Annotated in this window: 6 protein-coding genes; 2 read left to right on the forward strand and 4 right to left on the reverse strand. The window is 32.5% G+C overall.

Annotation, left to right across the window (positions count from 1 at the left end; genetic code table 11):
• Window positions 1–306 precede the first annotated feature (306 nt).
• Together AB1Z17_RS12570 and hutI are read left to right on the forward strand one after the other, a co-directional pair.
• Window positions 307–2,319: a urocanate hydratase gene (locus AB1Z17_RS12570; RefSeq protein WP_368052131.1), complete on the forward strand. Its 2,013-nt coding sequence runs from the start codon at window positions 307–309 to the stop codon at window positions 2,317–2,319.
• A gap of 200 nt (window positions 2,320–2,519) precedes the next feature.
• Entirely contained in the window at window positions 2,520–3,755 is a 1,236-nt protein-coding gene (gene hutI / locus AB1Z17_RS12575) for an imidazolonepropionase (RefSeq protein WP_368052132.1), read from the forward strand.
• Between the two features lie 111 nt (window positions 3,756–3,866).
• Here hutI and glmM read toward each other — a convergent pair whose 3' ends face one another.
• The 4 genes from glmM to AB1Z17_RS12595 all read right to left on the reverse strand — a co-directional run.
• A complete protein-coding gene (glmM, locus tag AB1Z17_RS12580; protein ID WP_368052133.1) occupies window positions 3,867–5,249 on the reverse strand; it encodes a phosphoglucosamine mutase in 1,383 nt (460 codons plus the stop codon).
• An 18-nt stretch (window positions 5,250–5,267) separates the two neighbouring features.
• Window positions 5,268–7,196 carry a glucosamine-6-phosphate deaminase gene (gene nagB / locus AB1Z17_RS12585; protein ID WP_368052134.1) on the reverse strand — a complete coding sequence of 643 codons (1,929 nt, stop codon included), beginning with the start codon at window positions 7,194–7,196 and terminating at the stop codon, window positions 5,268–5,270.
• A 3-nt stretch (window positions 7,197–7,199) separates the two neighbouring features.
• The gene (locus AB1Z17_RS12590) at window positions 7,200–8,525 is read right to left on the reverse strand and encodes a sugar MFS transporter (RefSeq protein WP_368052135.1); all 1,326 of its coding nucleotides are present in this window, start codon (window positions 8,523–8,525) and stop codon (window positions 7,200–7,202) included.
• A 28-nt stretch (window positions 8,526–8,553) separates the two neighbouring features.
• On the reverse strand, window positions 8,554–9,208 hold a 655-nt coding region (locus tag AB1Z17_RS12595), incomplete at its 5' end, for a phosphotransferase (RefSeq protein WP_368052136.1).

The following is a 9,208-nucleotide window of genomic DNA, read 5'->3' on the forward strand; positions in this document are numbered from 1 at the left end:
AAGTTCATAAAGTGATTCGTTCTACAATTGAACATACAACTGAAGACAGGATTTTTGCTTTAGATATTGAAAAAGCAATTTTAATTCTAAAATCTAACAAATTATTAGAAATTACTTCAGAGAAAAATAATGCATACAGCGAGTTTGATGCTGAATTTGAAACGTATTAAAATATAAACATCACCCTGAACTTGATTCAGTTTCACATTATATTGGAAATGTGTACACATATGGTGAGACCCTGAAATAAATTTAGGGTGACGTATTAACAATATTGCAGAAAACAGATATACAAAAAATAGTATTATGATTACGACAAACACCGATTTTCAAAAACAAATTTTACAAGGAATCCCTTCGGAATTACCTGTAAAAAAGGCATATCCAAAAAATGGCAACCCAGCACCAAAAAGAAAAGATATACTTTCTGTTGAAGAAAAAAAATTAGCCATAAGAAATGCATTACGTTATTTTCCAAAAAAATGGCATTACGAATTAGCGGTTGAATTTGCTGAAGAATTAAAAACATTTGGTCGTATTTATATGCACCGTTTTAAACCGAATTACGAGTTGTTGGCACGACCAATTGAAGCGTATCCTGCGAAATCTCAGCAAGCTGCCGGAATTATGTTAATGATTCAGAATAATTTAAATCCTGCGGTTGCGCAACATCCAGATGAATTAATTACCTATGGTGGAAATGGTGCTGTATTTCAAAATTGGGCACAATATGTAGTCACTATGCAGTATTTAGCTACAATGACCGATGAGCAAACATTACATCTATATTCAGGGCATCCAATGGGATTATTTCCTTCTTCAAAAGAAGCTCCAAGAGTAGTTGTAACAAACGGAATGATGGTTCCAAACTATTCAAAGCAAGATGATTGGGAGAAATTTAATGCATTAGGAGTTACACAATACGGGCAAATGACAGCTGGTTCTTTTATGTATATCGGTCCGCAAGGTATTGTACATGGAACAACTATTACTGTTATGAATGCCTTCAGAAAAATTTTAGAAACAACTGAAAACTCAGCTGGAAAAATATTTTTGACTTCTGGTTTGGGTGGAATGAGCGGCGCACAGCCAAAAGCAGGAAATATTGCTGGTTGTATTACTGTTTGTGCCGAAGTAAATGCAAAAGCGGCTACAAAAAGACACGAACAAGGTTGGGTAGATGTGTTGATTGATAATTTAAATGAATTGGTAATTCGTGTAAAACAAGCACAAAAAAATAATGAAATTATTTCAATCGCTTTTATTGGAAATATAGTGGATGTTTGGGAACGTTTTGATGTTGAAAATATTTATATTCATGTGGGCTCTGATCAAACTTCTTTACACAATCCTTGGTCTGGTGGTTATTATCCAGTAGGTTTAACTTTTGAAGAAAGTAACGACTTAATAAGAAACAATCCAGAACAATTCAAAAAACACGTTCAAGAATCGTTAGTACGTCAAGCGGATGCTATCAATAATCATGCTGCAAAAGGCACTTACTTTTTCGATTATGGAAATGCCTTTTTACTGGAAGCCTCACGAGCTGGCGCAGCTATTTTTGCAGAAAATAAGATTGATTTTAAATATCCTTCGTATGTCCAAGATATTTTAGGTCCTATGTGTTTCGATTATGGTTTTGGTCCTTTTCGCTGGGTGTGTACTTCAGGAAAAAGTGAGGATTTAGATAAAACGGATGCAATTGCAATGGAAATATTAACTGAAATTATGGAAAATTCTCCAAAAGAAATTCAGTTGCAAATGCAAGACAATATTACGTGGATTAAAAACGCAAAGGCAAATAAATTAGTAGTTGGTTCACAAGCACGTATTTTATATGCGGATGCAGAAGGAAGAGCTAAAATTGCAGAAGCTTTTAACAATGCTATTGCCAACGGTAAGATTGGAGCTGTAGTTTTAGGAAGAGATCACCACGATGTCAGCGGAACAGATTCTCCGTACAGAGAAACCAGTAATATTTACGACGGAAGTAAATTTACCGCAGATATGGCAATTCATAATGTAATTGGAGATAGCTTTAGAGGTGCAACTTGGGTTTCTATTCACAATGGCGGCGGCGTTGGCTGGGGAGAAGTTATAAATGGTGGTTTTGGAATGTTATTAGATGGAACCAAAGATGCCGATAGAAGATTAAAAAGTATGTTATTTTACGATGTAAATAACGGAATTGCACGTAGAAGTTGGGCAAGAAATGATGAAGCTTTGTTTGCTATTAAACGTGAAATGAAACGAAGACCAGATTTAAAGGTTACTTTGCCTAATATTGTTGAAGATTCAATTTTAAAAGATTTATTTTAGTGGTTATTATTAAACCTTCATTGCGAAAGAGGTACGATTGAAGCAATCTGTTATTGAATAGTTATAAGTTTACATTTAGTATCAAAGTTACAGATTACTTCGTCGTAAATACTCCTCGTAATGGCGACATTTAATAATATATTTCTAAGTATCAGATTGTATCTTTAGACTTCAAATAATTGAATAAAAAAATAAATTAAATGCGAACGTTATTTAAAAACATCAAAGAGTTAATTCAAGTTAGAGAGAATACTGTTTCATTTATAGCAGGAGCTGAAATGAAAAAATTACCAACAATTAAAAACGCTTTTTTATTGGTTGAAAACGGTATTATTTCCAACTTTGGAAAAATGGCTGATTGCCCAACTTTTTCTGTTGATGAAATTATTGATGCAACTGGAAAAATGGTATTACCATCTTGGTGCGATTCGCATACGCATATTGTTTATTCCGGAAATCGTGAAGGTGAATTTGTTGACAGAATCAATGGATTATCATATGAAGAAATTGCAAACAAAGGTGGTGGTATTTTAAATTCCGCAAAAAAACTACAAGAAACTTCAGAAGAAGATTTATACAAACAGAGCAAAGTTCGTTTAGAAGAAGTAATACAATTAGGAACTGGGGCTATTGAAATTAAATCGGGTTACGGTTTAACTACTGAAGCCGAATTAAAAATGTTGCGCGTAATAAAACGTTTAAAAGAGACTTATTCTATACCAATAAAAGCAACTTTTTTAGGAGCTCACGCAGTGCCCGAAACTTATAGAAACAACAAGCAAGCCTATTTACAACTATTGGTAGATGAAGTATTGCCAGTAATTGCAGAAGAAAATTTAGCCGATTATATTGATATTTTCTGTGAAACTGGTTATTTTTCAGTTGCAGATACCGAGTTTATTTTGGATGCTGGAAAACAATATGGGTTGATTCCTAAAATTCATGTGAATCAGTTTAATGCTATTGACGGTGTCCAAGTTGGAGTAAATTACAACGCATTATCAGTTGATCATTTAGAAGTAATGAGAGATGAAGATATTCAAATTCTAAAAAATACAAACACAATGCCTGTTGCCTTACCAAGTTGTTCTTATTTTCTAAGTATTCCTTATACTCCAGCTCGTAAAATGTTAGATGCGGGATTACCTTTGGCTTTAGCAACTGATTACAATCCAGGATCTACACCTTCAGGAAATATGAATTTTGTAGTTGCAACCGCTTGTATTAAAATGAAAATGACTCCTGAAGAAGCCATCAATGCTGCAACAATTAATGGTGCGTATGCAATGGGATTGGAAAAAGAAGTAGGTTCAATTACTGTAGGTAAACAAGCTAATTTAATACTCACAAAACCAATTAATTCGTATGGTTTCATTCCGTATTCTTTTGGAAATCATCAAATTGAAAAAATATATTTAAATGGAAAAAGTTGGTAACAAAATATTTTTTGATTAAAACTATTAGTAAAACACTAATAATTACTTATAAGAAATTTCCCCTAACCCTCCATTGGAGGATTAGGGGAATCTAACAACTATTATAATGTTTTAAATTATTTCTTTTATTTCTTCAATAATACGTATTGCTAAATTATCTGCTTTATTTTGAGAAGTACTTTCTGTATAAATTCTTATAATTGGCTCTGTATTAGATTTTCTCAAATGCACCCATTCTGAAGCAAAATTTATTTTTACACCATCTATTGTACTAATATCTTCATTTTTATATTTTAAAGTCATTTTTTCTAAAATCGTATCAACATTAATTTCAGGAGTCAATTCAATTTTATTTTTACTCATAAAGTAGTTTGGATAACTGTCTCGTAATTGTTTGCACGATACTTTTAGACTTGCTAAATGCGATAAAAATAAGGCAACACCAACTAAAGAATCTCTCCCATAATGCGATTCTGGATAAATAATTCCTCCATTACCTTCACCTCCAATTATAGCGTTTGAAGCTTTCATTAATTCAACAACATTTACTTCTCCAACTGCACTTGCCTGATATTTTCCACCATGTTTTTCGGTGATATCTCTTAAAGCTCTTGAAGAAGATAAATTAGAAACTGTATTTCCTTTTGTTTTACCCAATACATAATCTGCACAAGCAACCAATGTATATTCTTCACCAAACATAGAACCGTCTTCGCAAACCAACGCTAATCTGTCTACATCTGGATCAACTACAATTCCTAAATCAGCTTTTTCTTTAATCACCAATTCAGAAATAGCTGTTAAATGCTCTTTTAAAGGTTCTGGATTGTGTGGAAATTGTCCGTTTGGTGTACAATATAATTCTACACATTCAACACCGAGTTCCTTCAACAATGCAGGTATAGCAATGCCTCCTGTTGAATTCACAGCATCTACAACTACTTTAAAATTTGCATTTTTTATAGCTTCAATATTAACTAAAGGTAACTTTAAAACTTCAGCAATATGAATATCAATATACTTTTGATTTTTTTTATAGCGTCCTAAATCATCAACTTCAGCAAATAAATAGGCATCATTTTCAGCAATATTTAATACTTTTTCACCTTCTTCAGCATTTAAAAACTCCCCTTTTTCATTTAATAATTTAAGTGCATTCCATTGTTTAGGATTGTGGCTTGCAGTAATAATAATTCCACCATCGGCATTTTCTAAAGGAACAGCAATTTCAACAGTTGGTGTTGTTGACAAACCCACATCTACAACATTAATTCCCAACCCAACTAAGGTATTACAAACCAAGCTACTCACCATTTTACCAGAAATTCTGGCATCTCTTCCTACAACAACTCTTAATTGTTCTTTTTCTGAATTATTTTTAAGCCACATTCCATAAGCAGCTGCAAATTTTACAGCATCGATTGGAGTTAAATTATTATTTACCTCACCTCCAATAGTTCCTCGTATTCCTGAAATTGATTTTATTAATGTCATTATATTTTGATTTTTTAATTAGTATCTCCAACGAACAAATGCTTCCATAGCAGCATATCTTGCCATTCCTAGCTCGTGGTATAAATCCGCAGTTTCCAGATTTCTATCTTCTGCACGTTGCCAAAATTCTCGGGCATCTACTCCTTGAAATACAACTCCATCTTTTTGAGATTGGTGTTTAAAAATACCGTGTCTTTTCTCTAATACTTGGTCTGGACTCATAGGAACTGCCATTTCAATTTCATCAATTCCCCACTCTTGCCAAGCGCCTCTGTATAGCCAAACCCAACAATCTTTCATAAATTTCTTAGGTTTTAGATTTTTTACGGCTGCAAAAATTATATCTAAACACACTTTATGAGTCCCGTGTGGATCTGCTAAATCTCCAGCGCCATAAATTTGATGTGGTTTTATTTTTTCAATAAGTTCCATTGTTAAATTAATATCTACTTCACTTAAAGGATTTTTTTCAATAGTTCCAGTTTCATAAAATGGCAATTCCATAAAATGAATTTGACTATCTGGCAATCCAACATAATGTGCGGTTGCTCTTGCTTCACCTTTTCTTATAATACCTTTTATATATCTAACTTCAGGAATATCAATTTCACTATTTTTTTTGTTTTTCAAAAATTCAACAGCTTTTTTAAAAATATTTTCAGCGTCTTCGCTTTTAATTCCAAACTTATCATTATAATCACAAACAAAATTTGCATATCTTAATGCTTCACTATCTGTTACTGCAATATTTCCTGAAGTTTGATATGCAACGTGTACTTCGTGTCCTTGTTGTTGTAATCTAATAAAAGTTCCACCCATACTAATAATATCATCATCTGGATGTGGACTAAAAATTAACACTCTTTTACTAGCAGGTGTTGCTCTTTCTGGTCTTTTAGTATCATCAGAATTTGGCTTTCCACCTGGCCAACCAGTAATTGTATTTTGTAAGTCGTTAAATATTTTAATATTGATATCATATGCAGGGCCTAAATCTGCTAATAAATCGCTCAATCCGTTTTCAATATAATCTGTATCGGTTAACATTAATATTGGTTTTGACACTTTTTGAGCCAATGCTAATACCGCTTTTCGAATTATTTTATCTGTCCAAACTATTTTTTCTACCAACCAAGGTGTATTTACCCTGGTTAATTTTGAAGATGCTTCTTTATCTAAAATAAATGTAGCGTTGTTGTGTTCTTGTAAAAATGATGCAGGTACACGATTGGTTACTTGTCCTTCAACAGCTTCTCTAATTATATTTGATTTCCCTTCTCCCCAAGCAAATAAAATTACGCGTTTCGCTTCCATAATTTTTTTAACACCTAGTGTTATTGCAGTTCTAGGTGTATTACTTAAACCTAAGAAATCGTTACTTGCTGCAACTCTTGTAATATGATCAAGTGCCACTAAACGTGTTTTAGAATTTTGTAAAGATCCAGATTCGTTAAAACCAATATGACCGTTTCCTCCAATTCCTAAAATTTGTAAATCAAGACCTCCATACGCCTCTATTTTGGCCTCATAATTGGCACAATATTCAGCAATTTCATCTTTAGCTAAAGTACCATCTGGGATATTGTAATTTTCTGGAAAAATATCAACATGGTTGAACAAATGTTCTTTCATAAAACGAACATAACTATTTATAGAGTCCGGCTCCATTGGATAGTATTCATCTAAATTAAAAGTGATTACATTTTTAAAACTCAACCCTTCTTCTTTGTGTAATCTTACCAGTTCAGCATACAAGCCTTTTGGTGAAGAACCTGTAGCTAAACCTAATATACAAGGTTGTTTTTGAGCTTGTTTTACTCTAATTAAATCTGCTATTTCAAGTGCAACAGCATTTGATGCAACTGTAGAATTATCAAAAATTTTAGTTTCAATATTTTCAAATCTTTTTTCAAAATCTGTTGATGTATCAATATTACTTTTTAACATTTCTTAATTATTTATTTTGATTTTTTTTATTCCTAATTTATGTCCAGATAAGGCAAAATATAAAATTATTGCATAGCAAGGGATTAATATCCAGTAGCTACTTGTAGCCGCTGTTGCCAATGCATCTGCCTCATTTATTCCGCTTACAATTAATTCGTGTTTATTAGCATCTACCAATCTACCATACAACGGAGGTATAATGGCACCTCCCGAAATTGCCATAATTAAAAGTGCTGAAGCAGTTTTTGTGAATTCCCCTAAACCTTCTAGAGTTAATGGCCAAACGGCTGGCCAAACCAATGCATTTGCAATTCCTAATGCTGCAACAAATATAATAGACGTAATCCCTGTTGTTGATAAAATACACACACTAAATACAATACCCAATACAGCACTTATTTTTAATGCGGTACCTTGATTTAAATATTTTGGTATTAAAAATACCCCTAAGGCATACGTTGCTACCATTGCCATTAAGGTATAGGTTGTAAAAAACTTGGCTTCTTCTCCGGTAAATCCTAATGAAATTCCATAAGATATAATGGTATCTCCTGCAATTACCTCTGCTCCTACGTAAACAAACAATGTTAATACGCCTAACCATAAATGAGGGAATTGAAATATGCTTGTTTTTGAGGTTTCTCCGCCTTCTGCTTCTTCAATTGGTGAAGCTTCAACATGAGGAAGTGGCGCTTTCCTAATTAATATACCTAATACAAATAATACTATTGCCATTATTAAATAAGGCATAAAAACACTATCTGCCATTGTATCTAATAACTGTCCTTTTTCTTCAACAGAAACCGAACCTAATTTATCTTTTACCTCATCTATTCCAGATAATAATATAGCTCCAAATATTAATGAACCTAAAGCACCAGCTGTTTTATTAGCAATACCCATAATTGCAATACGTTTTGCACCACTTTCAATTGGTCCTAAAATTGTAATATATGGGTTTGATGCTGTTTGTAAGATAGTCATTCCAATACCTTGAATAAAAATACCTGCTAAGAAAACCCAATAGGTTCTTGCTTCAGCAGCTGGAATAAATACTAACGCTCCTATTGCCATAATAAATAGCCCCAAAGACATTCCTTTTCTATAACCTATCTTTTCTAAAATATAAGAAGCTGGTAATGCCATTACAACAAATGAAATATAGGACGCTGAAGCTACAAAATAAGATTGTGCATCGGTTAATTCGTTAATGGTTTTCATAAATGGTATTAAAGCTCCATTTATCCAAGTTACAAATCCGAAAATAAAAAATAGCCCTGCAATAATAAGTATTGGGACTAATGTGCTGTTCTTGCTTGATTGTGACATATAATTGATTTTAATTTTTTAATATAATTTATAAAACATTCATTTTTTCGGACATACTTTCTATCAATTTAAATTGATTTTTTGCTCTGTCTAAATTGTGCATTGGATATTTAGTTTTGTAATAAATATCTCCATTTAAGAAATCTGTTAAAAATCTAAGTGCCATTATAAAAATCATTGTTTTTGCTCCAAGTGGCAAATATTTTAACTCTGTTGGTGTAAGTGCTAATTCAACTTCTTCTAAAAATCCTTTTGTATAGGCATTGTAATATTCTAAATTGAAATTTACTTTGTCTAAATCTGTTTCATCTTCAGCAGCTGAATTACAAATAGTTCTAATTGCATCACCAAAATCGTAATGCACAACCCCTGGCATAACTGTATCTGTGTCAATTACACAAAGTCCCTTATTGTTTGCGTCAAAAAGTACATTTGAAATTTTTGTATCATTATGTGTAACTCTTAATTTTATTGTTCCAGACTCTTTTAAATGCTGAATAATATGCATCTCGTCTTTTAAACTCCAAACAAGATCTATATACTTTTTCGCCTTTCCAAACCTTTCTTTTGAAACTACTTTAAGAGCATCTTCAAATTGAGTAAAACGGGAAGACATATCGTGAAATTTCGGAATTACTTCCGTTAATTTACGCGCATCAAAATCGCTTGTTAAATTTAAAAAA

Origin of the sequence: Lutibacter sp. (assembly GCF_040883305.1) — a bacterium.
Taxonomy (GTDB): Bacteria; Bacteroidota; Bacteroidia; order Flavobacteriales; family Flavobacteriaceae; genus Lutibacter.

What these genes read in the sequence shown, in the direction of transcription:
- glmM (WP_368052133.1), bottom strand. Translation starts at nt 5,249, where the DNA reads ATGACATTAATAAAATCAATTTCAGGAATACGAGGAACTATTGGAGGT.
- nagB (WP_368052134.1), bottom strand. Translation starts at nt 7,196, where the DNA reads ATGTTAAAAAGTAATATTGATACATCAACAGATTTTGAAAAAAGATTT.
- AB1Z17_RS12570 (WP_368052131.1), top strand. Translation starts at nt 307, where the DNA reads ATGATTACGACAAACACCGATTTTCAAAAACAAATTTTACAAGGAATC.
- hutI (WP_368052132.1), top strand. Translation starts at nt 2,520, where the DNA reads ATGCGAACGTTATTTAAAAACATCAAAGAGTTAATTCAAGTTAGAGAG.
- AB1Z17_RS12590 (WP_368052135.1), bottom strand. Translation starts at nt 8,525, where the DNA reads ATGTCACAATCAAGCAAGAACAGCACATTAGTCCCAATACTTATTATT.